Source organism: Candidatus Bathyarchaeota archaeon (assembly GCA_026014735.1).
GTDB lineage: Archaea > Thermoproteota > Bathyarchaeia > Bathyarchaeales > Bathycorpusculaceae > Bathycorpusculum.
Window position 1 is genome coordinate 290,080 of sequence record JAOZHT010000001.1, and the last position, 24,682, is coordinate 314,761.

26 protein-coding genes are annotated in these 24,682 nt (G+C 45.5%); 2 read left to right on the forward strand and 24 right to left on the reverse strand.

Annotated elements, in window-relative coordinates; all coding sequences use genetic code 11:
• Position 1 precedes the first annotated feature (1 nt).
• Both NWE93_01450 and NWE93_01455 read left to right on the forward strand, forming a co-directional pair.
• Complete coding sequence (locus NWE93_01450) at positions 2-2,992, forward strand: site-specific DNA-methyltransferase (GenBank protein ID MCW3998887.1); 2,991 nt, start codon at positions 2-4, stop codon at positions 2,990-2,992.
• 4 nt (positions 2,993-2,996) lie between these two features.
• Positions 2,997-6,167 (forward strand): DEAD/DEAH box helicase family protein, encoded by a 3,171-nt coding sequence (locus NWE93_01455; protein MCW3998888.1) that lies wholly within the window; start codon positions 2,997-2,999, stop codon positions 6,165-6,167.
• Positions 6,168-6,171: 4 nt separating this feature from the next.
• On the opposite strand, the gene NWE93_01460 is transcribed toward NWE93_01455, so the two are convergent.
• The 24 genes from NWE93_01460 to NWE93_01575 form a co-directional block, all read right to left on the reverse strand.
• Positions 6,172-6,609 carry a DUF365 domain-containing protein gene (locus NWE93_01460; GenBank protein MCW3998889.1) on the reverse strand — a complete coding sequence of 146 codons (438 nt, stop codon included), beginning with the start codon at positions 6,607-6,609 and terminating at the stop codon, positions 6,172-6,174.
• A gap of 56 nt (positions 6,610-6,665) precedes the next feature.
• Positions 6,666-8,114: an ABC transporter ATP-binding protein gene (locus NWE93_01465; protein MCW3998890.1), complete on the reverse strand. Its 1,449-nt coding sequence runs from the start codon at positions 8,112-8,114 to the stop codon at positions 6,666-6,668.
• A gap of 7 nt (positions 8,115-8,121) precedes the next feature.
• Entirely contained in the window at positions 8,122-9,540 is a 1,419-nt protein-coding gene (locus NWE93_01470) for a terminase family protein (protein ID MCW3998891.1), read from the reverse strand.
• Positions 9,533-9,985 carry a hypothetical protein gene (locus NWE93_01475; protein ID MCW3998892.1) on the reverse strand — a complete coding sequence of 151 codons (453 nt, stop codon included), beginning with the start codon at positions 9,983-9,985 and terminating at the stop codon, positions 9,533-9,535. Before NWE93_01475 ends, NWE93_01470 begins: the two co-directional genes overlap by 8 nt.
• Positions 9,982-10,224, reverse strand: coding sequence for a hypothetical protein (locus tag NWE93_01480; GenBank protein MCW3998893.1), 243 nt, complete (start codon positions 10,222-10,224; stop codon positions 9,982-9,984). Before NWE93_01480 ends, NWE93_01475 begins: the two co-directional genes overlap by 4 nt.
• Complete coding sequence (locus tag NWE93_01485) at positions 10,208-10,621, reverse strand: hypothetical protein (protein ID MCW3998894.1); 414 nt, start codon at positions 10,619-10,621, stop codon at positions 10,208-10,210. The genes NWE93_01480 and NWE93_01485 overlap by 17 nt, the downstream gene beginning before the upstream one ends.
• A gap of 8 nt (positions 10,622-10,629) precedes the next feature.
• Positions 10,630-12,240, reverse strand: a complete 1,611-nt coding sequence (locus NWE93_01490; GenBank protein MCW3998895.1) for a hypothetical protein — start codon at positions 12,238-12,240, stop codon at positions 10,630-10,632.
• On the reverse strand, positions 12,237-12,785 hold the full coding sequence (locus NWE93_01495) for a hypothetical protein (protein ID MCW3998896.1): 549 nt from the start codon (positions 12,783-12,785) through the stop codon (positions 12,237-12,239). Before NWE93_01495 ends, NWE93_01490 begins: the two co-directional genes overlap by 4 nt.
• On the reverse strand, positions 12,782-13,126 hold the full coding sequence (locus NWE93_01500; GenBank protein MCW3998897.1) for an HK97 gp10 family phage protein: 345 nt from the start codon (positions 13,124-13,126) through the stop codon (positions 12,782-12,784). Before NWE93_01500 ends, NWE93_01495 begins: the two co-directional genes overlap by 4 nt.
• A gap of 79 nt (positions 13,127-13,205) precedes the next feature.
• Positions 13,206-13,670: a hypothetical protein gene (locus NWE93_01505; protein ID MCW3998898.1), complete on the reverse strand. Its 465-nt coding sequence runs from the start codon at positions 13,668-13,670 to the stop codon at positions 13,206-13,208.
• Entirely contained in the window at positions 13,667-13,831 is a 165-nt protein-coding gene (locus NWE93_01510; GenBank protein MCW3998899.1) for a hypothetical protein, read from the reverse strand. The genes NWE93_01505 and NWE93_01510 overlap by 4 nt, the downstream gene beginning before the upstream one ends.
• A gap of 11 nt (positions 13,832-13,842) precedes the next feature.
• The gene (locus tag NWE93_01515) at positions 13,843-14,706 is read right to left on the reverse strand and encodes a phage tail tube protein (GenBank protein MCW3998900.1); all 864 of its coding nucleotides are present in this window, start codon (positions 14,704-14,706) and stop codon (positions 13,843-13,845) included.
• A 16-nt stretch (positions 14,707-14,722) separates the two neighbouring features.
• Positions 14,723-15,739 (reverse strand): hypothetical protein, encoded by a 1,017-nt coding sequence (locus tag NWE93_01520; protein ID MCW3998901.1) that lies wholly within the window; start codon positions 15,737-15,739, stop codon positions 14,723-14,725.
• Positions 15,736-17,127 (reverse strand): hypothetical protein, encoded by a 1,392-nt coding sequence (locus NWE93_01525; GenBank protein ID MCW3998902.1) that lies wholly within the window; start codon positions 17,125-17,127, stop codon positions 15,736-15,738. The genes NWE93_01520 and NWE93_01525 overlap by 4 nt, the downstream gene beginning before the upstream one ends.
• Positions 17,128-17,129: 2 nt before the next feature.
• The gene (locus NWE93_01530) at positions 17,130-17,480 is read right to left on the reverse strand and encodes a hypothetical protein (protein ID MCW3998903.1); all 351 of its coding nucleotides are present in this window, start codon (positions 17,478-17,480) and stop codon (positions 17,130-17,132) included.
• Position 17,481: 1 nt separating this feature from the next.
• The gene (locus NWE93_01535; protein ID MCW3998904.1) at positions 17,482-18,711 is read right to left on the reverse strand and encodes a hypothetical protein; all 1,230 of its coding nucleotides are present in this window, start codon (positions 18,709-18,711) and stop codon (positions 17,482-17,484) included.
• Positions 18,712-18,779: 68 nt separating this feature from the next.
• Positions 18,780-19,733: a hypothetical protein gene (locus tag NWE93_01540; protein ID MCW3998905.1), complete on the reverse strand. Its 954-nt coding sequence runs from the start codon at positions 19,731-19,733 to the stop codon at positions 18,780-18,782.
• A 5-nt stretch (positions 19,734-19,738) separates the two neighbouring features.
• A complete protein-coding gene (locus NWE93_01545) occupies positions 19,739-20,167 on the reverse strand; it encodes a DUF2190 family protein (GenBank protein MCW3998906.1) in 429 nt (142 codons plus the stop codon).
• Between the two features lie 82 nt (positions 20,168-20,249).
• A complete protein-coding gene (locus NWE93_01550) occupies positions 20,250-20,915 on the reverse strand; it encodes a hypothetical protein (GenBank protein ID MCW3998907.1) in 666 nt (221 codons plus the stop codon).
• 196 nt (positions 20,916-21,111) lie between these two features.
• Positions 21,112-21,456, reverse strand: a complete 345-nt coding sequence (locus NWE93_01555; GenBank protein ID MCW3998908.1) for a hypothetical protein — start codon at positions 21,454-21,456, stop codon at positions 21,112-21,114.
• A gap of 229 nt (positions 21,457-21,685) precedes the next feature.
• Complete coding sequence (locus tag NWE93_01560; protein ID MCW3998909.1) at positions 21,686-22,636, reverse strand: hypothetical protein; 951 nt, start codon at positions 22,634-22,636, stop codon at positions 21,686-21,688.
• A 167-nt stretch (positions 22,637-22,803) separates the two neighbouring features.
• Positions 22,804-23,001, reverse strand: coding sequence for a LuxR family transcriptional regulator (locus NWE93_01565; protein ID MCW3998910.1), 198 nt, complete (start codon positions 22,999-23,001; stop codon positions 22,804-22,806).
• A gap of 1 nt (position 23,002) precedes the next feature.
• Positions 23,003-23,560 carry a hypothetical protein gene (locus NWE93_01570; GenBank protein ID MCW3998911.1) on the reverse strand — a complete coding sequence of 186 codons (558 nt, stop codon included), beginning with the start codon at positions 23,558-23,560 and terminating at the stop codon, positions 23,003-23,005.
• Positions 23,561-23,709: 149 nt separating this feature from the next.
• Positions 23,710-24,660: a hypothetical protein gene (locus tag NWE93_01575; GenBank protein ID MCW3998912.1), complete on the reverse strand. Its 951-nt coding sequence runs from the start codon at positions 24,658-24,660 to the stop codon at positions 23,710-23,712.
• Between the last annotated feature and the right edge of the window lie 22 nt (positions 24,661-24,682).

Below are 24,682 nucleotides of genomic sequence, written 5' to 3' on the forward strand. Positions count from 1 at the left end.
TGTGGTTCAGATTGAAGAGGATGTTAGAGAAAAAGTCAAGAGCTTGTTGCGGGAGCTTTTCCAGTTTGATAACCAAGACCTTGATTTTGGCATTTACCGCATTATGAATTTTAAACGCAAAGAGATTGAGAAGTTCATAGAGCAAGATTTGATTGCAGAAGCTGAAAGGCAGTTCCAGGAATACAGCCAAGTTGGGCAGGCTGATTTAAAGAATGAAGTCGAGCGGCTAAAGGCAGAGATTGTTCGTGATTTTGGTGAAGGCACAATAGACAGCGAAGGAAAGGTAAAGAAGAATTCGGATTCACCAAAAGTCAAGCTGTATGATGAACGAAAGAAGCTTCTTGAACAAGCTCAACTTACGCAAACTCAGGTAAGCGACGTCTTTAACCATATTTATGAATTTTTCTCTCGATATTATGATAGAGGCGATTTTATCCCCAAGCGCCGCTATGGTGGAAAAAACAAGTACTATATCCCATACAATGGCGAAGAGGTAGCACTCTACTGGGCAACAAAAAACATGTATTACGTTAAAACTGGCGAATATTTCAATAAATATAGTTTCAGAACTGGACGGTATTTAATAACGCTGGTTCTTTCGGAGGCCAAGGTTGAGGTAGGAAATTCAAAAGGAGAAAAGAAGTACTTCTTACTTTTGCCCGATAATCCTGTGACCATCAACGAGGAAGCAGGCTTAGTGGAAATTAGGTTTAATTATAGAGGACTAACTGATGAAGAGTCTTCAAGACTTGGCAAGCAGGATATTCAAGTAGCACTTATCAATACTGCCTTTGAACAAATTGCAGCTTCGGTAGCTAAAAGTTCGGTCGCAAGCATACTTAAACCCAGAGCGGAAGAGGAAAAGTCCCCACTAGAAAAGCACCTTAATAGCTATGTAGAGCGTAACACAAGGGATTTCTTCATCCATACCAATCTGAAAGGATTCCTTGAAAGTGAGATAGATTTTTACCTCAAAAATGAAGTGTGGAGCCTAAGCGAACTTGAAGCAATAAACGAAAATAAGGCTAGGCTTCTTGCAGCAAAAGCAAAAGCCATTCACAACATCGCAACAAAAATTATAGAGTTCCTTGATCAGATTGAGAATTTCCAAAAGAAGCTCTATGAGAAAAAGAAACTTGTTTTGAGTACCAACTATTGTATGACGCTTGACCGAGTGCCCTCTGAGTTTTATGATGAAATAGGAAAAAACGAACGCCAAGTTCAGGAATGGAAGCAACTTTTCAAACTTGATGAAATCACAAAAGGTTCATTTTATAATACTCGTAATAAGCAAACTCTACCAGTTGATTTCCTCAAACAATACAAGTATCTTGTCGTAGATACAGTATTCTTTCCTCAAGATTTCAAGGACCGCTTGCTACAACAAGTAGATAACGTTGACGAGTTCATCGAAGGGCTGATGATTAAAGGCGATAACTTCCAAGCATTACGATTATTAGAACCAAAATTTAGTGAAAAAGTAACTTGTGTCTACATAGATCCGCCATATAATTTAGGTGGAGACGATTTTCTCTATAAAGATAATTACCAGCATTCAAGCTGGTTAACGATGATGAAATCATGCCTTGAACAGGCTACGGCGTTATTGAAAGCTGAAGGATCCATTTTTACTAGTATTGACGACACAGAACAATCTCGTCTAAGAGAGCTGCAAAATACAATTTTTGGGCAAGATAACTTTGTTACAAATATTATTTGGCAGAAAAAATACTCACCGCAAAATGATGCTAAATGGTTTTCTGACAACCACGATTTCATAATTTGTTATGCAAAGAAAAAAGAACTTTGGCGTCCCAATCTACTGCCCAGAACTGATAAGCAGAACGATCGTTATAAAAATCCAGATAATGATTATCGTGGTCTATGGAAACCAAGCGGGCTGGATGTTAAAACATATTCCGCGGCGTATGACTATCCTATTACAACACCCTCAGGAAGAGTTGTGAACCCTCCAGCTGGTGCTTGTTGGCGTGTGCCTCCTAAAAGATTCAAAGAACTAGTTCAGGACAAAAGGATTTGGTTTGGAGAGGATGGAAACAATGTGCCATGTATTAAGAGATTCCTTAGTGAAGTTAAGGAAGGAATAACTCCATTAACTATTTGGACATATCAAGAAGTTGGACATAATCAAGAGGGCAAGCAAGAACTCAAAGCAATGATTTCTGAAGGAGAAATATTCAATACGCCCAAAGCCAAGCGATTGCTCAAGAGAATTATAACAATAGGTGCCAGTAGTAATTCCATAATCTTGGATTTCTTCGCTGGTTCAGGAACAACCGCCGAGGCAACATTGGACTTAAACATGGAAGACTCTGGAAAAAGGAAATATATCCTTGTGGAGACTGGCGATTATTTTGAGTCAACTATGAAACGGCGCATCCAAAAAGCAATGTTTTCAAGTGTATGGAAAGACGGAATACCTCAAGCAACCAATGGAAAAAGTCACTGTTTCAAATATCAATATATTGAAAATTACGAGGACACTTTAAACAACATTATAGTCAAAGAATCTGATAAAACCGCTCAAGAAACTCTTGACCGGTTCGAAGACTACTTCTTACGTTACATGCTTGATTACGAGACTAAGGAAAGCTCCACAAGACTTATGATGGACAGTTTCGAGAAGCCGTTTGATTATAAAATAAGAGTAGTAAATAGCATTGAGGAGAAGACAATTACTGTTGATTTGGTTGAAACATTCAATTATCTTCTTGGATTGTCGGTGGAAAAAATTCAACGGTTTGTCGATGGTGGACGCGTTTACAAGGTGGTAATTGGCAAACTGGAAAATAATAACCTCTGCATTATCTGGAGAGACCTATACCGTATCAACCCTGAAGAGGATAAAGCATTCATTGAAAATAAAATTTTATCAAACAAGGGCTTTGACAGAATATACTTGAACGGCGATAGTCTCCTTAAAAATGCACTTCCAATTGAGTCTGAATTTAAGAGGCTAATGGGAGCATAACCTCATGCCTAAAGCAAGCCAAGTATCCGCTGAACTAAAAACTCGATTTAACTTAGAGAATCATTTACTACTTGCTCAATTCATAGCTAATAAGATAGGTTTTCATAAAGTCTCGGACATCAAACAGTTCAGTGATGTTAATGAGGGCATTGGCGAAGACGGTAGAAGCTACATGTACCATAACCTTCTTTCAAAGAAAGGCAACACTATTCCAATAGACAAGCTAGGGCAGTACGATGAAAATATTTGTAGGTATTTTCAGAGATTAAAAAAGAATCGAGGAGATCGGTTATCATTCAAATATTATCAATATTTGGCGTTGCTTTTTTCTGAAATATATTTAGACAACTATTTCCAAAATCCTATAAAATTTCTAAACGAATTAAACCAATGGGTAGATGAGTCTAAATCAGATAATTATTTCTCTAGACGTCCAGACTTGCAAAAAATTGCATACTGGATGGCAACGGGTAGCGGAAAAACCCTGATCATGCATGCAAATTATTGGCAGTTTTTAGCGTATAACAAAGGGCCTAACAAAATAGACTATGAAAACATAATCCTCATCACAACAGGCGACCCAATGTCGAAACAGCACCTGGATGAACTCAAGGCAAGTGGAATACCTTCAATGCTCTTCCAAGGTGAAAATGGCGGTTATTTTGAAGCTGACAAAAGTAATGTCAAAGTAATAAGTATTCATAAATTGCGTGAAGAGAAAAAGGGCGAAGGCGTTACAATAGACATTTCTACTTTTGGTAGAAAAAATCTTCTCTTTGTAGATGAAGGTCACAAAGGCCAAAAAACCAGATCGGAAAAAAAAGACGAAATGAAATGGAAAAATATTCGTGAAAAATTAGGCAAAGATGGTTTTACCTTTGAATACAGTGCAACTTTCGGGCAAGTTGTTGATAACCCCAATGAGGAATCATTCAAGGAATATTCCAAAGCAATAATTTTTGACTACTCATACAAACACTTCCATGGTGATGGCTACGGTAAAGAATTCAGTATAATAAATATGGGCAAAAAAGAATTTACCGAAAAACAAACAAGAACCCTTCTTCTTGCCAATGCTATAGCCTTCTACGAACAACTCGTGCAATATAGACAAGCAGGTATTCAAGTTAAAGAATACAATATAGAAAAACCTTTATGGATATTTATCGGAAGCAAAGTGCAAAAAGAAGCATCTGATGTATTCAAAGTCGTCCAATTCCTAAATTGGCTACTTTGTGGAAACCAAGCTGAAATTCAAGAGTTAATCGGTAACATCTTGAAGGGTCAATCGGGAATAATAGCTAACAACAAAGACGTATTTGCTCTTAGAAACCCTGAAAGAAACTTCGCTTATTTCAGAGAAAAAGGCATATCCACTTACGAAATTTACAACGGCATCTTTACCGACATATTTTATACTTCTCCTCAAGACACCGGTAACAAGCTCCATTTGATAGACCTAAAAGAAACTGAAGGAGAAATCGGTTTAAGCACTGGAACAGCGCTGAAATATTTTGCCGTTATCAATATTGGTGATAAACGCGATTTCCTTAAGATGGTTGAAGAGGAATCAAAAGATATTATCGTTCAGAGAGCAGTGATTAGCAACTCTCTTTTTGAAGACATAAATAAACCAGACTCAACCGTAAACATGCTTATTGGTTCCAGAAAATTTGCTGAAGGATGGAACTCCTGGCGAGTATCCACGATGAGCTTGCTATATGTTGGAGAAGGCGCTGGACCACAAATCATACAACTATTCGGTAGGGGAGTGAGGTTAAAGGGAAAAGACTTTGGCTTAAAGAGAAGCCAACCACCACGTCCACCGTACATAGAACTCCTTGAGACACTTCATATCTTTGGTATCCAAGCAAACTATATGGAGAAATTCAAAAAAATTATGGATGACGAGGGCGTTTTTAACTATGAAATTCCACTCCCAACCAAAAAAATAGAACCCTTTCCAACGGACCTGCAAATCATAGGTTTAAAACAAGGCTGGTCATTCGACCAAGAACTCCTACGACTCGAACCGACTATAGACATAAAGCTTGACATGATGCCGCCTGCCTTCATTATGGATAGCAGAGGCGACAGCATGCATGACCGAACCAATAAAGCAACGACAATGGCACCGCAAATTATAAGGAAAGAAATTCTCGACATTCTAGATTGGGATGATATCTTTTACAGAATACTAGAATACAAGAATGAACGGGGATTCTTCAACATAGCCATCACCAAAGAAGCCCTAAAAAACATCATATACACCCAAAAATACAAACTACTCTGCGACCCTGAGTTAATAGAACCAAAAACATTCCAAGCCATAGAACAAACCACCGACATAGTTACGCTTCTGCTTCAAAAATACCTAATTCTCTACTACTCAAAGAAAAGAAATGCAGCCGAAAAAACCCACATAGAACTCAAACCACTCAAACAAGAAGACGAAAACATTCTAACCATGTACCGAATCCAATTAGATGAAGAAGACCAAGCCCTAGCTAATCACATTCAAAATCTTATTGATACCGGGATAATCTATTCCTCAGCAACCAAGCAAACACTTAGCACCGACCTCAAAACCTATTTGCCAGGTCAAACACCAGTAACCTTTGATAAGGCATACTTCCAAGGTCACCTATATCAACCTCTATTGGCAAAACAAGGTAACTCAAACATAGTAACGGTACCCACTGGTCTTAATACAGGCGAAGCAACTTTCGTTGAAGACCTTAAAAACTACATTAACACACACCAAACAGGCGCTGAAATCTATCTCTTGCGAAACCTTACAAGAAGCAAAGGCGTCGGCTTCTATGAAGCACACTCATTCTATCCTGATTTTATCTTATGGGTAAAGAAAGGGCAACAACAAATCATTGTTTTCATAGATCCAAAAGGCTTAATCCATATGGATATAGACGACCCCAAACTCAAGTTACATGAATTCTTAAAAAACGAGATAGAGAAAGAAATCGGCAACCCCAACATAAAGCTGGATGCATTCGTAATCTCAGTTACACCATTTAGAAGCTTTGCTGCAGTACATGGACCACACCTAACGATGGATAAACTAGAGGAGGAGAAACATATTCTATTTCAATCAACAGATGCATCTGTCCCCAACAAGTCATGTATAGACAGAATGTTCAAAATTATCGGAATTTAATTTCCTAGTTAGTTTTGAGCAATTCTCTATAGTTTTCTTTCGTTAAGTAAATGCCCGACATACTGATAGGTCTTTCAAAAAATTTAGGTTTCGCATATCTTCTTAATTTTGAAAGAACAAGAACAAGCATCTTTTTAGAGGAGTCCCTATTTGGTTGAAGATGAATATACTCTTCCAGTTCAGTCTCATTTAGAAATACCTGTCTGCCGTATTTTTGCAATACTTCAGTTGGTGTAAGTAAACTAATCTCTTCGATCGTTCCCTCTCCAACTATTTCCTTGGATGCTTCAGAAGCGTAGAATAAGACGCGATGCTTAATTGACAATCTCAAAAGACCATTCCTGGCAACATACTTAACGAAAACATTCCTTTTTTCCACTAACAATCTGTCAACTAAATGTTTGGGCACTGGAAAGATGATGCCAGCAACTTCCCCGCTCATTAACTGATCATCCTTTCATTTTGTGGCTTAACGTCTATATTACTTTGCCCTAGATTCTAAGCGCTGATTATCTTACGATCCCAAAAGAGGTAGACTTTTTTTTGGGAAAGCATTCCTACCAGTTTTATCAGTCTGCAAAGTTCGGGTAATTCGGCTTTATGCATAGAGGCAACATAGTCGGTGACCTTTCCAAAGGGCTGATGTCGGCTACTTGCAAATTCCCTTCTAAAACGGGTATGCTTGTTTTTGATAAAAGCTTCTTTGAGTTGGTTGAGCTGCTCTGGTTGCAGGCTCTCAAGCTTCGCCAAGACGTATCGTTCGCTAGCTAGGAGTTGCGTATCAAACCCTAATTCGGATAGCGCTTTAGAAACGCTGGATATACCTTCTACCGTTTGTTGCTGGGCTATTTTTTGCATCCCCGCTTTCTCAGCGAATGGGCTATACTTTGCCATAACTGCGATCAACTCGACGTATCGGGTGCCGACCAGCGGCATTGTCTCACGGATGAGTTTGGCGCCTAAGCCTACCGTGCGGTATTTTGGGTGGATAACTACTCGATTGATTATACTTAGTTGTTTGTTCATTTCTTGAATAGTCATTCTCGGCAGTACCATTCGTCTTCCGTAGCATGCGGGTGGTGGGTAACTATAGACTATGACGCCACAGAGCTCGTCGCCTCTTACTAGGCGGAAGATTTTTCGTGGAACCGCAACCTTGTGCCCTCGGTAATGGAAGCTGCTTAGTTTTTGCCAGTCTTCTCTGGTGCCTTCTTCAATCCGCATTTCTTGGATTAGGCTGCACTCGGCGGCTGGAGTGTTTGGGGTATATTCTATTTTGATTTCTTCCCCAAACCGCTTGCGGACCAATACGCTGGGTTTGAGGTCCTCTTGGAGGTCGCTGTGGGTTGTGGCTGCTATGACTGCTTTTCCTTGTTGTCGTGCAATCTTTTGCAGGTTGTAAGCGATGATTTTTGCGGTGTCTCGGTCTAAGCATGCGGCGAATTCATCCATAAGCCACCACTGCTTGCCGCTTTCGATTAGTTTGGCGATTCTGTAACGGTACTTCTGGCCATCACTCAATTGGCTGTATGTGCGCAGGAAAAGGAAAGCATCGTTTAAACCGACTTTGCTTAGCAGCTCTAAGCCTTCTTCGACTGTGGCGCCGACGGTCTCGATCAATGGCTTCTCCGTGTCCACTGCCACTTCTGACAAGTCAATAGCTTCATCGCCCAAATCTGCCTTGATCGCTCGTAGTAAAACGCTTTTGCCGCTGCCGCTATCCCCCGTAATGTAGACGATGTCTTGAGGCCCAATCTTCAGTTCAGCATCCAAGACCTTGAACTTCTGTGCATCGTCGATGCCTAATCCGAAAGCTTCAGCTACAACAAGGCTTCTTGGAGTCGGCTTGGTGTGGGTTTCGTAGCTTATGTTGAATGTGAACTTGCCTTCCGTTCGGTCGTAGATTCGTCGGAATTGTCTTATGTGAAAGTCTCTTTGTCGTCTCATTTCTTGGTCACCTTGGAATAACTGTTAAGAATGGTTCGGGTTCCATCTGCACTGTTGCGAATACTGCTAGCGCTATACTCCAAAATACGTCGTCATGGGTGCCGTTTGGGTGCGAGTAGCCTATTGCACCATCCTTGCGTAGGTCATAGCGTTCCACGTTTAGCTCGGTGCATAGGTCTCCTCTGTATGGTCGCTCCCAGTTGAGCAGTGGATAGTAGAATTGTTTGTTCATCATGCGCTGTTTGAGTAAGCTTGCCATTTCGCTTTTTCTGGGTACGCTAAAGTTGACGCCTTCAGCGTTCTCGATGCCTGCAGTTTGCATGTCGGCTATGATGCTTGGGCCTTCCCGGGTGAAGTCTATTCTTATTTTTTGGAATCCGCCCCATCTGTCCTGCAGCGCTTTTAGATAACCGAGAACTTGAGCGTAGAGTGTGGGCTGCTGGAAAATCTTCAGGTGCCGAAGAAATAGCTTATCATTTAGGCGCTCAACTACCGAGAGCACGCAGTAATCTCTGGTTTGTGCCAAGTCGAGTCCAGCAAAGAAATCCCCTTCACATTCAACCTCAGGATTGAATTCCTGCAAGTCAAACCCACAATTCTTCACTGTACCAACGCAAGAGACGATTAGGCTTTGAGCCAGCCAAACGTCTTCATCCTCTGCCCACTCAGCTTCCATCTCTCTACGCCAACGCTGGGGATCATCCCCGAACTGACGCTTAATCTTCTCAACAATCGCAGGCTTAAGCGGACCATTAGGTTCAAGGGCATTACTCCACCGAACATGCGACCGTGCAAAATCGGAATAGTCTTTGTGGTTGCACATTTTCCAAAACAGCGAATCCGTATTCCAAGGCGTTGACGTCGCGATTAGTTTGCCGTTGGTTGTTCCAAGCGTAAACAGGATTGCATCATAGAGTTCTTCGTCGTTTGGAACGAAATTGGCTTCTTCGATCCAGATTACTTTGAAGGTTGGTCCTCTGATTGTGTCGGGGTTGTTTGGGAAGGCTTCTATCATGCTGCTATTTGGCAATGTAATCCTTGTTTTTTGGATGTGCAAGCCGGGCTGCTGCGGAAGCTTTCGACAGAAACCGCCCATGCGTCGTATGTTGAGTTTGGTTTGGCGCCAGCTTGGACCAACAATCGCTATGTAACTGTCAGGATGCTCCCATGCATACTTGAGAAGCAACGCTGAAACTGAAAAGCTCTTTCCAGTCTGGCGTGCCCAACGTACAGCGGTGAACTGGTTCTTCTCAAACATCTCCGCAAGTTCCATTTGATAACGGTAAGGCGTAAAACCGAAGACTTGTTCAAAGAAGCTCTTAACGTCGCTCCTTAGACTTTGGACTTTGCGTTCACCTAGCTCTTCGGCAGCCGCTATGTCAGAACGTAGGCCTGCCCGTTCTTCAAGGAGTCGATCTTTATGCATTGCTCTGGGACTTTTTGAGAAGTTCCGCATACTTTTTTCTAGCCTCCATTAATTCCTCTTCCATTTCCCGATAGTGAACATACTCAGCAAACCGCTCCTGGTACACCTTAACACCCGCGATTATGCCGCGTAAACGCAAAACCTCAGCCTTATCCAGCCCCGGCGTCTTTAATGCCTCCAATGCGGCTGCAAGAATCTTTAGCGTCTCCTCAATGCTGGGCAAGTCTTGGGGAAGCGCTAGTTCGGTAGAACAACAACAATTGGAATTTTTCGGCTGTTGTTGTTCTTTCAGTAAACCGAATTTTAGGAGCTTTTGCCGTATGGCTTCTTCAGTATAGCGACCATCAAAACTGAACACTAAGACTCTAAGCTCAGTAGTCCCCGACTGGTACCAATCTCGGAGTTTACTCTCATCTTCTGCAGGCCAAGGTTTACCCTTCGTCATGTTTTCTGCCCCACAAACAACCCAATCACAGTACCGCTTAGTCCGGTGATTGAAGCAAAAATCTCAGCGTTCCAGGTATGCAAGATGATTAAGTGGGCCAGCTCAAGAGTTGACATAAACGCCGTCATGCCTATGGCGAATTTGACGCCCAACACCAACTTAGCGGGCGGCTCTTCTGCGATGTAGCGCCCTCTCTCAAAGCGTCTGCGAGTTAAGGCGCGTTTAATAGGGTCTGCCATCGATACTCAACCTCCGCTGCGCAAGTGCTCTTCGGAAAGTTCTTGGGCGATTCATGGAGCGGTGCCCGCCCATCATGAAACTGTTAACAAGCCTGCTAGCCGAATCGGTCGGAATATGCTCTTTAACCAAAACTGTTACGCCAAGTGCCCAACCGATGGGTATGGCGGTGTAGTCTAAGTCGAATAGGCCATCGGCATAGCGGAAACTGTTCTGTGCAATCACGATATGCTTAATTTTGTCACCGATTAAACCGACGAATATGCCCCAACTTTTCACTGGAACGTCGATGGTCATGCCTGAGCCGCTACTTTTACCGACCGATGCATCGCACCAGTCGACGGCGATTAGATCGCCGGGTTTAATGTTTTCAAAGAGTTTCAGAATTTGCTTACTCATTTTCGAGGTCACCGTCTTGCCTTGTAGTTGCTTAGGGCGTCCGTCCTAGCTCTCAAGGCATAAATCCAGTCAGCCATCAGCTGCTTCTGATAGCCAAGATTCAAAGCAACATCCAACGTGTTGTTGTCTGCCAACAAGTGATAGTCCACGCTTTTGACAAGGAAACTAACAGAGGAGATGCTTTCGTTTGGCAGAGTTACCGAAATCATATCGCCCGGCAAAATGGGCGAGGTACCATAATCGATTAAGGTGCTTTTTATGACCAACGACGTTTTAGCCTGTTTCTTGTAAGCCAGTATTGATTTGGCTCTGAGCATGCATTCGTTGTCGCTGTAGAGGTCCTCGACGATGTCTACGTATTGTCGTTCGCCATAGCTGGCAATGCTTGCCGCATCGGTTTGCACATTGCTGTACCTTGCACCGGTGAAGTAGAGTTGGCCATGCCACACTTGGCCGCTCACTCCAGGAGTAGCCAGATAAGCCGTGACGGTCACCGTGCGGATGTTCGCCCAATCAAAATCGCTGGGAGCGGCCCAGTCTGTTGCATGGTCGACGCCGACGTCTAGCTGGAATGTTGACCAATCGTTACTTGCAGATATGCTGTTGACGGTTGAGAGGTTACGCCCACAGACTCGCGACGAGGAATCGTGCAGGATCACCAAGAAGCCATCGGACTTGACAAGGTCGTCCCGTAGCAGTGCTAGGAACAGTTTGGGGTACATGTTGCCGTTTACAGTTGCAGTAAAATAGAAGATGCTCACGGCGTTGTAGGCGGCGCCCGTGGTGTTCTTGACGCTTGAAACGGCAGAACCATACACTTTGGTGGCGTCCAAGGAGAGGGAGCCGCCATAGCCTGTCCAGTAACCACTGGCTGGGTTGAGACTTTCGACCGTTTCGTCAACATCTATGGGCGTGCTTTTAGTGGCAGCACCATAAATGGTAACTTTGTTTCTAACAGAGAGGATATCCGATTCCGTTTCTGCCTCTTCAATGCGGTCAATTAGGCTGACGGAGCTTGTTTTGGCGCCTCTATGGAAGAATTCAAAGCGACCATCCGGTGCAACCCTGAAATCGTATCCGATTGCACCTGCTTTATCACTATCCTGAGCGATTTGTTTGAGGATTTCCCAAGCCTGCTTATTCTCATAATCCAAGCGGGTGAAGGTCGTATCGGTGTTTTCAACCAGCTCAACAGCGTTTCTCACATGAGGCAGACCCGAATGATAATCCAGCAGATGCTTGACTATGTCCTCGCCTTTCATGAGGGCGTAGCCTTCGGTGACGTATTCACGGAATAACCGCTCACCCCAGTCACGACCAGAAACAGTGACATAATGCTCGGTAGCGTTTGACTGGAACTTCATGTTCTCGTTTCGTGTGGTAATGAGCTGAGGACAATTAGCACCTCGACCCATCATAATGTAGCCGTCCTCGCCCAGCGCGATTGGAGAGCCGCTTGGGCTGTATTTGCCGTTCCAATTTTGGAGACGATAGGCGAAACTGCTGACTTCCTCGGTTCCGCCCAAGTGCACGGATAGCTCCTGAATGTCCGCTTGATTAATCGGACCGCCCATTGCCCCAGAATAGAGAGTGACGGAGGGCGTTGCTGGTTCGCTCATGTGTCCTCGACTCCTTGGCGGTAGATCGCCATGTCACCCGATCGCACAATGCCCCGAGTAGCGGTTGAGGTTTGGCTTGCTGTGGAGTTGAAGTTCTGCATGCTTGAAGTTGCCGCGTTCATGCTGTTGGCAAAGCTGTACATTGCAACTGCAGCAGCCGCTATAACAGCGATACCCACGCCAGTGAGAGCCAAAAAGGTTCCGTAACTGATGTTTAGGGCATTCTGTGCAGCTGTGGCAACCCAACAAGCAGCAGAGTAAACTTTCTGGGCAACAGCAACACCCACACTGGTAGTCATGAAGGTGCCCATGACCGTGACAACCATCATGGCGCTGTTGAAAACCTTAGCCTGAGCGTCATCGAGCAATCCGAATTGGTTGGCTATGTAGCCTATTGCCATGCCCGAAGCGCCGATTCCCGAGATTGCAGCGCCTAAACTCTTAATGCGGGCACTTAGGGCTTCAGCGTCAGTTCGGATTCTTCCAAACTCGTTACTTGCACGGTTAACAGCCCGAATAGTAACAGCTATTTCTCTAAAACTCAAAGTCCAGCCTCCGCTTTAGCTTGCTCGATAGCTGAGACTATGACTACTTCTAGTTCTGGCAGATACTGCTGAATTGCTGGGTAAAGGTAAGGATGTGCCTGCATGTATTTGGTGCCCAACTCAACGAAGAGGGCATATGTGGCGTCTGCCCCGATTTCAGCAACCCATTCCTGAATCTTTGCATAGATGCTACTTCGAAGATAACCTGTCCGAACGGGAACAAGGCGCATGGCTTCGGCTTTAACGTCTGCAGCCCAGCTAGCCAAAAAGCTGTGGACCTGACGCTGCATGCCTGAATCTAACCTTTGCATAGCTGTCTTGAATTCTTCTACGCCCTGAATGTCGCAGGTTACTTCTAGTGCCGTTTTGCTTCACGCTCCGCTTTCCGTTTCTCTTCTTCAGCAACTTCATCCATTACGTTCAAGATGTGGCAGAACTCCTGCACTGTTCGGGCTGGCTGTTTAGCGAGTTGGGTTGGTGTCCATCCGAAGGTTTGGCATAGCCTAAACTCGACAAGAGTGCTGTGCGGCTTTCCTCGTCTAATTGCTCTAGTAAAAAACGCAAATCCTCCCGCGACATGCCGTTTAGCTTGTTGACTACTTTAGAGAAGAGTTCTCCAAGCTCGATGGGTATGCCGTCTTCTTCGCCCAGCAGCTTTTCCAGCGTGATGGGATGGGTTTGGGGTTGTCCATGCATGCTTGCCATGATGGTTTCTGCTTGTATAGAGATGAAATCGCTGCTCTCCACATCGCCGGACAGCTTGTTGTATTTAGTGTGTTTTTGGATTATGCGGTTGCGTTTTGCCCAAGTTATCTCTTTGAAAACGTACTTGCCTTGGTATTCTTCGCCGAATCGGTTGTCAATTTCTAAGGTTTCTTGCTTCATGCTTGTGCCATCTCTAAAACTTTTAGACGTGCCTCTATCGCCGTCTCCAAATCAGCCAAAAAAGCCTCCTGTAAATCCAAAGGAAGCTGGCTAATCCGTTTGGTAAAACGGTTCATCAGAGCAATCGTCTGCACATAAATTCTGATTTCATTTTTTGGCATAATTTTTGCTCCTATGAAATCGTTAACGGTCCTCTAGCCGTGAAGGGCACCTTAGCGTAGATCAAGTCCTCGGATTTGCCGCTCAAAGAGAAATCTTCCCACTTGGTGTGCTCAACGCTCACTTTATTGGCACCGCCTAACCCAAATTCTAAACTGGATTGCTCAGTGTCAGCTAATACGTCGTCGGCTTCTTGCTTGCTCTCAAACTCAAAATTCAGTTCCCCAGTCAGTAGCCGTTTACCCCACGTGAGGTACTTTGCCAAGTGCCCGTTGGTTGACCTTATGACTGGGACAGGTTTGCAGCTGTTTTCTATCTGCAGTTTCCAAGAAGTGACTCGCTCGCAGGTTACACCGCCGATTTTGACATAGCTTTCACTACCAGAGACGGCACCGGCATAATCGGTGTATGAAGCTCCGGTAATTTTTGCGGTGGTGACTTCGACGTCTTGGGCTGGAAACTCGGCTTCGCACTCCAAAATGCCGTCAATGTCGCATGTTAGAGTAGCTTTGTCGAATCTGGCGCCTTTGTAGAGTAGGCTTATGATGTCGGTTGCTGTGGCGAAAATGTCTTTGTAGTAGAGCACTTGAAGGGAAAGGCTGACGTTGAGTTCTTGTTTGACGTACTGGAGAAAGTTGATGGGTGCATCCGATGGGATGGGGTACTTGATTTTTAGGAGCGGCTGTCTTAAGCCACGCTTTAATGCAACCAAATCGATGGCGCCGGTGCCTGAGACTTTGATGTTGTTTGGGTTTATGTCTGGGTCGAGGCTGCTGCAGGAGTGCCCAAGCATCGCTGGGCTAGCTGGAACCACGCCGAAGGTGCCCTCCGGTACATAATAGAACTTTTCTTGATCGCTATGATAGGTGTCCACCATGTTTTTTCACCTGTGACTATGAGATCGTAACTGACTCGAAGAGCCATGCCACGGTTACGATTTCTTCTTTGTAGAGAAACGGCTTAACGTCAACTACATCGACGTCTCGGTAACTGTGCACATCGCAGAACGTTATGCCCCGCACGTCAACGGTTGATTGGACAAAATCGCAGTACAAAACGGCAGGCGAGACCCCGTTTGACGGGTTGGTTGTCTTTGCCATCAGGTATAGAAAGCCGTCATCGTTGACGTAGTTCGTCAAGTTCGACGTTAGAGTGATAGTCAGGGTTTCATCTGTCCCTGAAACGCCGGTTTGTGGGTTGCTCCAAGCGCCTGCTAAGTTAGCCCATACTTTTAGGGTAACGCCGTTTCCCGTTGGAGATAGCCCAAAACCTTCAAACGCCAAAACTACACGCTTTAAACACTGCTTTCTGGCTTCGTTTCGACGCTCTCCAGCTTTGGCGCCCATTTTGAAGCGGAAAAACATAAACGCAAACTCGCCATTGCCAGTTGCGCTTTTGGAGTGCCTGACGTCGTCGCTTCCCCAAAGATTCGCATACTCGGGATTCGTCAATTCTGCCCAAGCAGCGTTTAATGGCTCTAGCTCGGTTGTAGATGCTGCACTATAGGCCTTGTGAGTTGTAGATGTCGAGTCAATCGGGTAAAAGTTGTAAAGTGTCCTATAGGGCAGGTTGCGGTTTTCGGGAATAATCAATAGCAGCTGCTCAAGCACTTTGTCCCGCATGACTCTGCCGATGTCTGAGCTTGCAGACGGCTTGTCAACGGTAGTTACGGTTGCTCGGAGGGAGTAAATGCGTCTTCTTAGTTTGCCGTCTAAGGTGTGTTTCTGCGCTTGGCAGGGCTCAGAGGTTTTGGAGACGGTGATTTGGGCGTCGTAGTCTTTGAGCAGTTCCCGATCATAATTTGCTTGAGAGCAAAGGACACGGGCTAAGCCGCCGTCATCCTTGACAACTCTTATTCGAGATTCGATTAATCGCAGAACTGTTATGACGGGGTTTTCTACTTCGCTCAACTTGCGATTAGCCTCCTTGCGACGCTTTTGAAGTAGAACCGCTGATTCGCAAACGTGAAGGGCGTTACTGTTTGGATTTCGTAGTCTTCGCCCTGGCGCCTAATCTTGTCGTGCACTCGGACTGGAAGAAAAGTGTACAATGCCAAGTAGTCGTTCAGGTAATAGCCCGCTTCCAACATTACTTGCTCGGCTTTGAGTGAGGAAACAGCCGCTAGCAAATCCAAAGATTCGCCATAAGTCACTGTTGCAGCGGCTTCTCTGACAGGATAGAGCGTGACTGTTTCGCCCTTAGCTTTCAGAATCTTGGTGAACTGGGTTACGGGTTCCTCGTAATGGAGGAAAAGCTCGGCTAGCCAGCTAACTGTAACCAAAGCCTGCTTGTTCTCTACGTAGCTGTAGTCTGTGTGTTTGGCGCCCCAGAACATGAATTCCGCTGCGTGTTTGCTGATGACTTCTACGCTGAGTTTTAGGCTTGGCTTGTCGTGGTTGCTACGGATTTTCCAAAGGATCCCACTTGTGACGGCATCGTAGTAGTCGCAGGCTGAAAATCGGCTAACGACATCTATGTAGCCAGCCCAGCAAACTGCAGGGTCATAAGCTGGATACTTGGCGCTAGCTCTAATGTTGTTCAGGCTGTTGTAGACCTTTTGGCAGCTAATACTCCAGCCCTCAACCGCATACATCCCCAGCAAGGCATAGGCGAAAGGGTCATCGTAAACCTCATTCTCGGTTAAGCCTACTCTGTGCCATTTGCCGTCTGCTGGGTCAAAGTTTAACCAGAGATTCTCAAAACCAAATCGGAGAAAGCCAATTGCTTTGCTCATTATGCTTTGGTAGACTGAAACGTTTGGGATGTCGTGCTTTTCGGCCAGCATCTTTAAGCCAATCAAGCCATAGAGGCATTCAACATCCAATTGCAGAAGCCATGCATCGCCAATCGTTACTGCTCTTGCAAAGCCGCCGTAGGCCTGCTGGTCCTGCATGATTTTGAGAAAAGTTCCTCCGGCTAGCTTAGCAGCTTCCAAATAACGGGCATCGTCGGTAAGTTCGTAGGCGCTAAGTAGTGACGGAATGACTCGGCAAGCATCGACACTGTAATAGTAGGTGCTTTCCTCTGCACTTTTGAAGCCGCCATAAGCCTTACGTGCAGGGTCAAGGCACTGCTGGGTTAAAGCCCAATTAGCTAAACTCACGATTTTGGCGTAAATGTCGGCTTTTCTATTCTCAAATTGCGGAGCAGAGTAGGCATCATAGAGAAAGTCTATGGCGAAGCTAGCCGCCAGAACTCCCTTGCCATAAGCTGGGTCAGGTGTGCTTGGTGGAATAACATAGACGTTGGGCGCGTAGTCCATAACGAATTGGTAGTAGGCTTCAGGAACATTTCCCATAGCTAAGCGCTCCCCACATAAGGTGTTTTTAGGCCTGCAAGAAGGCGCTCAAACTCTGCCTGCAACACAGCTAAGCTCGGTAATGAAGAGTTAGAACTGCTCAAATCGCCGACACTGAAGTTTAAGCCGATTACTGAGCCGCCTGTCAAATAGCAGACCGCATAAATGGCAGCCAAAACGGTGATGGCTTCTTTTTCTGTCTCGCCGCAGTTTGAATAATCAATTTGCGAGTTCAGTTCAAGCCCTAACGTGACTGCGGCACGCTTAACCATCTTGAGCACTTTGGCGTCGGGAATGTCTGAGTCGGCTATGTGCAAAACGTCTCTGACGTCATCGACAGTTACGCTTGCCATATTAGGTGCCTCCTTCGGTCTTAATGGCATTGGCTTCTTTAGTATCCCAGAGTTCCCAACCGAACTTGACAGCGTTCTTTCGGAACTCTTCGGCTCTTACCAGCCCAAGCTCAGCCGCTCTGATCAGATCGGCGGGCACAAGCTCAGGCGTTTCGGGACTCCCAAAATTCAGCCTAACCTTAGCCTTAGTAGCATCAAAACCAGCCTGCGATACCGTGACAGCGAAGATTTCTTTCTCAACTTGACGCTTGATGTACCGCTGGACGGGTTTTATGAGCATGTCCTGAAGGTCTAAGGCTGCCCTAGCCGACGCTTCAGTGAATCCTGGAGTGCTAAACAATCTTGGCAGAGGCGTCTCGCATCCGAGGTAGAACTGGTTTACCATGTGATCAATGTAATACTCAAAACGTGCCCTTGGGTCAATGGATACTGGGTAGACGCCGACGGATTTGGCGCCACTGAAAAGCCATTGCCCCTCTTCCGGGCGATTCTTAATCGCAGACTCATACTTTTTGATGGTATCCTCTTTCTGGCCTTCAAGTTGGACAACGACGTCAGGACCAGCGTACTTAACAAAGATGTTTGGCAGAATCTTCTCTATTTTGGCTTTCATCCAAGCATACGAGGGGCGCTTATCCGTGTCAACAGTCAAAGTATGCAATAGAACCTGCAGCAAGCCAACGCCGAACCCAGATGGAACATCACCGTTTAGGCGCCAGTGGATGACAGCTTCGGGCTTTAGCTCGTTTCCAGCGTTTCCGCTGTAGGTGGCTTGAAGCTGGTAGCCCGTGACTTTATAGGGAATTTTTAGGGTAGGAACAGAGCTTAGCCCAATGCGTTGGACTGAATCAATCGGCATACGCAGCATGTCGGCTAGCCGTTCAGGTGCGAGTTTTAGCCAGAAATCGTTACCACAAGCAATCAGAGGCTTAGCCATATCGTTTAGTAAGCCATCAAGGTTGACGTCTTCACAGAACCGGTCCACTGCTGCTTTGGCTTCGGCTGCTTTGTCGTATTTCTCGTCAACAGTGGTGTAAAAGCCCATGCCAACCGTTGAAGCCGCCAGCAGGTCCACGCTGCTTTTGCAGGTTGGGTCACGGTCATAGAGCTTCATGACGTCGGCTAGTGGGATGCATGAGGTGTCAAAGAATACTCTATCCTTTGGCGATGCCACGCCTGACGCGGGTACATAGGAGAGTACTTCACGGATTTTTCTTAAGACATTACTCATGCAGGATAAACCTCAAAGGATTGTTTGTTTCCCAAAAAAGAGGGATGAAAAATTGTCGTTAGAGCAGCTTAGGTCATGGTCTGCTTTACGTTGGTTATTCGGGCAATAGCTTTGGATCGGAGGATGCCAGCGCCAAATCGTGTGGTTCCACGCACGCCGTACTTACCTGTTTTGACGTCTTCCCAGTCTTCCACAGTAACGTCTCGCCGCAGAAGCATAACAGACGCCACTCTGGTATCAATTGCATACATGGTTCCATTGGGTACCAGAGTGCTCGATTGCACTGTCATGCCAAGTACGCTGCCGATGGTGCCTTGTGCGATGTCGGTTTCACTGCTTGGCAGGTACACGGATTTTACGAATTTGTCATCGTTTAGCAGCTGGTGCAGTTGCATCTCGTTAACAGCTAACACGTTGGGTCGCCAGTGTTCTCTTCGAACCGCCTCATGCAAACTCAACAGCGACGCCCAGCTAGCGACAAGACCTCCGCCAGCCAGTTCTGCGCCTGTTGCTAAATCTGCGGCTTGAACTGCAGCGTACAATGCCAAGATTACTTCGGTTTCGTTTTGTCCAAGTGCTCTACCTACGTTGTCAACGGCTTTGCTCATAACGTTCCAAGTGGCATCTTCGAGGTATTCGCGGGACCATTCATCAGAGGATTCGGCTAGCTGGTTAGTGTAGATGTCTACTGTGGAGGGTTTCTTTGAGCTTAGCCTTGTTACTGCGCCTTCTGCATAGCGGTAGCCAACTGCGCCTGCGTCAAGTGGAAAACGCTCCATCGCCTCGCTGGTGGGCATGACGGTGATTATGTTTCTGCCAATCAGCTCAGGCCATGCAGCATCCACCATCGTGTCGTGCATTCTGCCAAGGGCGCTTGCCATGTCGCTGAAGAAGCCTTCTTTGACACCCATCTGCGAGTAGCGTTTTAGGAATGGGTGATCGGCTTTCTGCTTGAGCTTCTCATAGACTTCTCGCTGATCGTTTTGCTTTGCCATTAGGGCTTCAAAAAGTCGAGGTTTCAATGTTATCACTTCTCCACGTCGATGAATAGTAGGTCGCCGTCTGTTGTTGTGGATTCTAGGGCTGTGCCGAGTTTGCGGTTGTAGAATATGGTGTAGGTTGCTGCGCCGCCTTCGTTGACTGCTTGGTCAACCAGTGGGGCTACTTTGTTGCTTCCAGCTGCGCAGACGGCTTTTCCGCGTGTTATGGCTCCATTTGCTGCGACTTTTACTCTGCCACGTTTGAGTACCGGACACATTTCCGCTGCCAGCACCGTTTTGGTTGCTACTCCGATGGCGTCGTCTCCGCCTGGACTTGATGAGACCTTGTCGTCGGCGCTCAAGTAGACGGGTGAGCCTTTGGTGATGCCGGCGGCGGCTTCAAAAGATTCGATTATGGCGTTTGGGTCGTCTGTTTCTCCTGCAGCCATCCAAGCTTTGCTTGTTCTATCAGTCATCTAATCAATTTGATTCTCTGTTTTGAATTTCCCAAAGTTCGTCCTTTGGTACTCTCCCTCATAGAAATGAGCATAAACACAGCTAGCTGCCTCCCGCCTTCTGCTCTAACTGCTGAACTACTCGCCGTAGCTCTTGACACATGCGCTGCGGTCCAAGACTCCAACTTCTCTGAACCATCGTCGAGGGCAGAACAGCTTCAACCATTTTGGCTACTTCAGATACAGCTATCATTTTAGGAGGATTCTTCAGCAAGCCATCAATGGGGACTTGTTTGCGCAGGTCCTCGATGGTCTTTTGCGCCTCAGTTAACTTACCCTCTGTTTGAGTCAGTTTTTCTAGAACTTGCACGTTAGTTTCGGGAATACCTGGTACTGCTACGAGGCTTAACTCGGCGTTATGCAAGCCATGGGGAATTTTGCCATCTACCAGATCGACGGCTTCGTAGTCTGCGCCGACGCTGACGTGCTGGATTAGGCCTTTGCGGATTTTCTCAACAGTTGGCTCATCGTAGATTTCTGCTTCATACCAGAGGTTGTGGCCATCCCAATCGGTCTTAGTCACCTTGCCGATAGCGTTGGGAACCGCAACATGCTCAATGTAGACTGGAGCGCTTGCCAATTTGTTCGTGAAGGCTTGCAGCTCCTCGCTGGTGTAGATGTTGTGGTTTCGACTCATGCCACTACACATGGCTACGCCCCGAATCTGCAAAGGTTTGCCGGACGCAGCCTCAAGAACTTTGAAAGGCAAAAGAGAAGCTACATGCTCCCTAAGCCGCTTGCACTCTTTACAACCAACGCCATCCTGAGACATAACAATCGCAAAATAAGCCGTAACTAAAGATTAATGGCTTGAGAGCCTAAACACGATAATATCACAAACACGATATTTCAGTATAGCTTAATAATCGTGCGGCTCAATCAATCAATAAAATTGGAAAAATGAATTAAAATAGTTGTTTGGCGTTTTTCAGGTCTCTCATTGCACTTTTAAGCGCTTTCGGCATATCTTCTAGATAAATTGAGTTGCGTCTAATACCTTCTTGAACCAATCCAGCCGCTATAAGTGAAGTGCCAAGAACATCGCTTACTATAGGTTCAGGAAATACGATTAATGCCATTCCAGCTTTAATGAGGTAGTTTTTATTTCCGCTCTTGGAAAGCTTGTTTATAGATCCGGCGCTTTTTTGGGTAGCTTTCATTGATTGCTTAACGTCATTAAACGTTTCAACGTGAGTTTGGGTTACCTCTTTGACCGTTGGAGCAAGTTTTCCAAGTTCTTTCGTGCTCATTATATTTCAATCCTTAAATCACAAAGTATTGGTCTTCGAAGGCATAAGCTTTCTTCAAGAATTGAACAAGAAATTGGCTCCTTTTAAGAACACGAAGCTAAATAGTTTAGCTTAGAATATCAATTCTGTGTAGCATAACACTCCTGTTTAACACTAAAACTAAATTTTATCCTGTGCTCTAACAAGTTTTAATTTAAGTTCAAAGCGATTTCTGGAAAGAGGAAAGAAATTAAATGCCAACCGCTTCAAACAAGTATTGAATCAGAACAAAAAGCGCATATGCCCCAATTAGTAAAATCGCATCTTTCTTGTTAAGATCGCCGTCTCTCGAACGTAAATAGACGAACACCGCTGACGCTGCCACAAACACTCCAGTAACTATTGGAGAAGCCAGACTAGGCAGTCTGATAGGGTGAATAATTGCGATAATACCTATGGTTAAAAGTGAATCAGCAAGTACGTTTCCCAAAATGTTACCGATACCAATGGAACCTTCCGTTTCCGAGGCACGTATTGCAAATGCCATCTCAGGCAAACAAGTGCCAATAGCAACAACAAGGCCAATTAAAAACAAGGGCAAACCAAGTACTTGACTTAATTCCTGTGCTGAATCAGTTACAAGTGAACTGCCTATGAATAAAACGGTAATTCCAATAATTAAAAGAAAGATAGTTATGCCTAATCGAACTACTCTTTTTGATAATCGCATTCGCTCGGCAACTTCTCTGCCTCCATGGCCACTTTTAAGCAGCCAAATAACATAGATCACAAAAGCAACTACCAATATTCCGCCGTCGATGGTTGATATTTCTCCATCAAAAAGCAGAAATACAGGAAGGAGTACAGCGATGAAAGAGATTCGCAAATTTTTGAGCATATCCCGTGTCATCTTTTGCTCTCCTGCAATCAAGACCACAACCCCAATGACTAATGTTAAGTCGGCAACGTTTGCTCCAAAAATTAATCCTAAACCGAAAGTTGATGACTCTCCAAGAGCCGACAAGATACCGATAGACAATTCGGGCAAAACTGCTAGTGTACCAGCTATGACTACACCCACAACAAATGCTGATAGCCGAAAGAATTTGGATAATCCTAAAAGCCGCTTGATTGCTTCATCAGCGCCATAAACAACTATGGCAATTCCAGCAAGAAGGATAAGAAGCGTTTCCCACGGCATTTTATATCAAAAGCAGTTCACACACATTTTATTTAAGTGAATCGCGCATGATGCCGCTATTAATCCATACGACGTGTAACTCGAAAACTTAATCGGTTCCCTCACCCAAAATTAGGTAGAACGGTAGCTCTATTAAAACAATCTCATGCACTCTGTTCTTGAAGTCTTCATGGAGGCGGCCGCTGGAATTTGAGTTGGTCGATAAACTCTAAATCAGCTCGTGCATGTTCTATCTTCTTTGATGCGTTCTTTCTTGAACGCTTTACATTTGGCATTTCCATATTCAATTTTCTCGCAATCCGATAATCGCTCAAGCCCTGTGCATGTAACCGTAGAATCTGCTTTTCACGCTCAGTCAATGCCAAACTATGTCTCCTCCTCAGAAGCGCTGTGTATAGTCACGCCTTCGGCTAGCAAGTCTTTCTCTGATGCTTTGTAGGCGTCTACGCCGAAGCTTGTCATAGCCCAGCACCATCCCCGCCGCTCAACAACCGCTGAATCCAATTCTTTAGCCAGTCGCTTATTCATGCGAACGATCCTGCGGGTTACCTGATGGCGGGCAATCTTGAATTCAGCAAGCTTGGCGGCTATGTCTTTAGGCAGCAATCCGGGAGCACCTGCTTCATACAACAGTTGAAGAATTGCCTTGTCAATCTCGTCTTTACATGCTGCCTCTTCGATAAGCGACTTCTCAAAATGCAAGGAATCCTTCAGGCCAGCAAAGATAACACGGAGTAGCAACTTGATTTCGGCAACATCGCGGTCGAGTTTCTTATCCTTGGCAAGTAGGTACTTGAGTTTCCCCACCTTGTCGGCTTGGCTACGCTTAGCTTTTGGCGCTTTTTGGGCTGAAATTGGCATGTTTTGAACAGGTTTATCGCTTGCTTCCATGTCAAAATGCACACTCCAAGGTTTTTGCTCCATTAACGCACGTGACTTTTAGCACTCGGCAATCTACACCAAGCAACCGTAGAACAGCAACTTCCAAAAAGCATGGACTTTTCCCATACCCTCGGCATACCGCTAAAAGTGCTTTTGAACAGGTTTCCACAGCCAAAAACACCCTAACCCGCCTAAGAGACATAGCTGTTACCTCCATCACCCGAAGCTTTAGCCACGCCTTGGCTGCCTTCGGGATCAGCAAGCTTGCAGAGGACCTCAGCAACTTTCGCTATGTCATAGCCCATCTTGTCAAGTTTGGTTAGGCTGCCCGCGATTTTTTCCAAATCGTAAAGGACGTTGCCCATTTGCCCCTCAAGCTTTTTGACGCGCTCCGGCATCAGCAAATACTCGACAGCGGCGTCACGGCCAAGGTGATCCAGTTCGCCTTCGTCTTCTCCCGGGCTATCATCAATAACCCGTTTAGGCGAACTCACTGTAAAATATCGGTTCAAGAGATTGGCGACTGGGTCATCAATGCCCAGTTCATGGCGCTTGTTAATCTGCCCCTCACCCAAAACGCAACCATACTTACTGGATAAGCCCTTAGCGACTCGGTCAGCCAAGTTCTTTGCCAACGTCACAAGCTCTCCCGGGCTGCGACCATACAGAGTTTCTACATGAACAATCCAAGACGTCGTCGTATGCCTCACTTTGACGCCTTGTTCTAATCCCAAAAGTGCGGTCCAGTTCTGCATCTCTATTCGCCTAAAATCAGCCTGTGGATAGACGCCCTCTCGTAACACTGGAAACTTGAAGAAACACCGATGCAACCGAAAGACGCCGCTGCTAAAGAGGACGCCCTCACATGATATGAGAAAGTTTTGACCTTTCTCGGTTAACTCGTAATCAACAAAGTTACTGCGCTTAAGTCGGCGGATTAAGCCTGCCTTTTCCATCTTTTTTACATAGTAATCGACGTGCTGTTTGCTCCATCCACGGGCACGCCCTATTTTGGCAGGGTACATTTTGACCTCTATACCCTTGAGGATGGGTAGGACACGGGAGCGTACAGTAGAGAAGTCAAATTTGACTTTGGACTTTGAAACGCCAATATTTTGACTTCTATCAGGTTGCTCAGCCAAAAACTTAGCGCCTCCTGGATTG

Bases quoted from the DNA above. Each gene is read 5' to 3' on its own strand.
- NWE93_01455 (MCW3998888.1), top strand. From the start codon at position 2,997: ATGCCTAAAGCAAGCCAAGTATCCGCTGAACTAAAAACTCGATTTAAC.
- NWE93_01460 (MCW3998889.1), bottom strand. From the start codon at position 6,609: ATGAGCGGGGAAGTTGCTGGCATCATCTTTCCAGTGCCCAAACATTTA.
- NWE93_01465 (MCW3998890.1), bottom strand. From the start codon at position 8,114: ATGAGACGACAAAGAGACTTTCACATAAGACAATTCCGACGAATCTAC.
- NWE93_01470 (MCW3998891.1), bottom strand. From the start codon at position 9,540: ATGCATAAAGATCGACTCCTTGAAGAACGGGCAGGCCTACGTTCTGAC.
- NWE93_01475 (MCW3998892.1), bottom strand. From the start codon at position 9,985: ATGACGAAGGGTAAACCTTGGCCTGCAGAAGATGAGAGTAAACTCCGA.
- NWE93_01480 (MCW3998893.1), bottom strand. From the start codon at position 10,224: ATGGCAGACCCTATTAAACGCGCCTTAACTCGCAGACGCTTTGAGAGA.
- NWE93_01485 (MCW3998894.1), bottom strand. From the start codon at position 10,621: ATGAGTAAGCAAATTCTGAAACTCTTTGAAAACATTAAACCCGGCGAT.
- NWE93_01490 (MCW3998895.1), bottom strand. From the start codon at position 12,240: ATGAGCGAACCAGCAACGCCCTCCGTCACTCTCTATTCTGGGGCAATG.
- NWE93_01505 (MCW3998898.1), bottom strand. From the start codon at position 13,670: ATGAAGCAAGAAACCTTAGAAATTGACAACCGATTCGGCGAAGAATAC.
- NWE93_01510 (MCW3998899.1), bottom strand. From the start codon at position 13,831: ATGCCAAAAAATGAAATCAGAATTTATGTGCAGACGATTGCTCTGATG.
- NWE93_01515 (MCW3998900.1), bottom strand. From the start codon at position 14,706: ATGGTGGACACCTATCATAGCGATCAAGAAAAGTTCTATTATGTACCG.
- NWE93_01525 (MCW3998902.1), bottom strand. From the start codon at position 17,127: ATGGGAAATGTTCCTGAAGCCTACTACCAATTCGTTATGGACTACGCG.
- NWE93_01530 (MCW3998903.1), bottom strand. From the start codon at position 17,480: ATGGCAAGCGTAACTGTCGATGACGTCAGAGACGTTTTGCACATAGCC.
- NWE93_01535 (MCW3998904.1), bottom strand. From the start codon at position 18,711: ATGAGTAATGTCTTAAGAAAAATCCGTGAAGTACTCTCCTATGTACCC.
- NWE93_01545 (MCW3998906.1), bottom strand. From the start codon at position 20,167: ATGACTGATAGAACAAGCAAAGCTTGGATGGCTGCAGGAGAAACAGAC.
- NWE93_01555 (MCW3998908.1), bottom strand. From the start codon at position 21,456: ATGAGCACGAAAGAACTTGGAAAACTTGCTCCAACGGTCAAAGAGGTA.
- NWE93_01560 (MCW3998909.1), bottom strand. From the start codon at position 22,636: ATGCCGTGGGAAACGCTTCTTATCCTTCTTGCTGGAATTGCCATAGTT.
- NWE93_01570 (MCW3998911.1), bottom strand. From the start codon at position 23,560: ATGGAGCAAAAACCTTGGAGTGTGCATTTTGACATGGAAGCAAGCGAT.